This window comes from Micrococcus sp. HG099 (assembly GCF_024723355.1).
GTDB classification, from domain to species: Bacteria; Actinomycetota; Actinomycetes; order Actinomycetales; family Micrococcaceae; genus Micrococcus; species Micrococcus endophyticus.
This window is the reverse complement of record NZ_JANQCJ010000237.1, coordinates 1-1,530: the sequence shown is the minus strand read 5'-3', so window position 1 is coordinate 1,530 and position 1,530 is coordinate 1. Positions and strand designations below refer to the sequence as shown.

The following is a 1,530-nucleotide window of genomic DNA, read 5'->3' as shown; positions in this document are numbered from 1 at the left end:
ATCCTGCCGCGTCCGGGCGCGGGGCACATCCGGGGAGCGCTCCGGGACATCCCGGATGTGCCGGACGCCGCCGGAGAGCAGGATGGGGGCATGCCCATCGACCCGGACCCCCTCGCCGTCCCCCGCCCCTCCGACGCCGCCACGCCCCTGGCCGGCTCCTCCGCCGCGGGGGCCGGCGGGCCCGACGGGCTGCACGCCCTGCCCTCGTGGCTGCGCCGCGCGGTCCAGGCCTGGGGCGTGCGCCGCTCGGACTCCTCGTGGGTGGGCGGCGTCCTCGCGGGCGTGGCCGAGCGCTATCGGGTCGACCCGCTGCTCGCCCGCGGCGTGTTCGTGGCCCTCTGCGTGGTGTCCGCCGGGTTCGGCCTGCTCGCCTACGCCGTGGCGTGGGCCCTGCTGCCGGACGGCGACGGCACCGTGCACTACGGCCGGCTGCGCCGGGGCGAGTGGCAGGACGCCACCGTGGCCATCGCGGTGATCGGCGGGATCGGCGTCCTCAACGTCGTGCTCGGCGCGGGGTTCACCCTCCTGGCCCCCGTGGTGGGCGGCCCCGGCTCGCTGCTGGGCCTGGCCGCCGTCGCCGTCCTCGTCTGGTGGCTCGTCACCCGCTGGGACGGCAGAACGCAGAGCCGCGTCGGCCCGGCGCCCGCGTCCGAGCCGGAGGCCTCCGGGCGCGCCGCCGCCCGACCGGCCTGGTACCTGCGCCGCGACGACGCGCGGGCCCCGGCCTCGCGGCCGGACGCGCACGGCTTCCACGCGGACTGGCTCGACCCGGAGACCGGAACCTGGCGATCCCCCGTGCACTCCCGTGAGCTCCGGGCCGCCGCCCGCCTGGCCGAGGAGGAGCAGGCCGCCCCGGCCGGCCCGTCCGGCCGCGGGTCCGCCGTCGTCACAGCCCCGCGGCGCCTGTCCCCCGCCGTGCAGGCCGTGACGTACGCCGTCGCCGCCCTCGCCGCCGCGGCCGCCGTCGGCGCCTCGCTGCTCCTGGGCGTGGGCTCCCTCACCCTCCTGGCCGTCCCGGCGATCGTCGCCGCCCTCGCCGTGATCGCCCCCGTGATGCTCGCGGCCCTCCTCACCGGCCGGCGCCCTGGCTCCCTGGCCCCGGCCAGCGGCATCCTCGTGGGCGCCGCGGCCCTCCAGGTCGCCGTCGCCGTCGCCGTCCTCTGAGCCGGCCTGCCCCCTCCGCCACCGATCCGCCGAGATCCGACCCCCACCGAAGGCGCACCCCATGACCGCCCGACGCGGCCCCCTCACCCCCTTCTACGACTCCGTCCGCACCACCGGCTTCCGCCGCACCCGGCCCCGCCTCGTGGGCGGCGTCGCCGCCGGGATCGCCTCCGGCACCGGCGTGAACGTCTGGCTGGTCCGCCTCGTCCTCGTGCTCGCCGGCCTGCTGCCGGTGCTCGGCGTGGGCGCCTACCTGGCGGTCTGGGCCCTGACCCCGTGGGAGGACGGCACCGTCCCGGCCGAGCGCGCCCTCGGCGGACGCTGACCCCGCAGCCGCCGCCCGCCCTCCGCCGGACCGCACCCGCC

The 1,530-nt window shown here is 79.6% G+C and carries 2 protein-coding genes; both read left to right on the top strand.

Translation table 11 applies throughout. The features are described 5' to 3' along the window. Window positions 1–1,164 (top strand): PspC domain-containing protein (locus NWP10_RS11920; RefSeq protein ID WP_309137729.1); only part of this gene is annotated, 1,164 nt, incomplete at its 5' end. A 61-nt stretch (window positions 1,165–1,225) separates the two neighbouring features. After that, window positions 1,226–1,489 carry a PspC domain-containing protein gene (locus NWP10_RS11915; protein WP_017489108.1) on the top strand — a complete coding sequence of 88 codons (264 nt, stop codon included), beginning with the start codon at window positions 1,226–1,228 and terminating at the stop codon, window positions 1,487–1,489. Window positions 1,490–1,530: the final 41 nt, after the last annotated feature.

Coding starts and splice junctions, on each gene's coding strand:
- NWP10_RS11915 (WP_017489108.1), top strand. CDS start 1,226: ATGACCGCCCGACGCGGCCCCCTCACCCCCTTCTACGACTCCGTCCGC.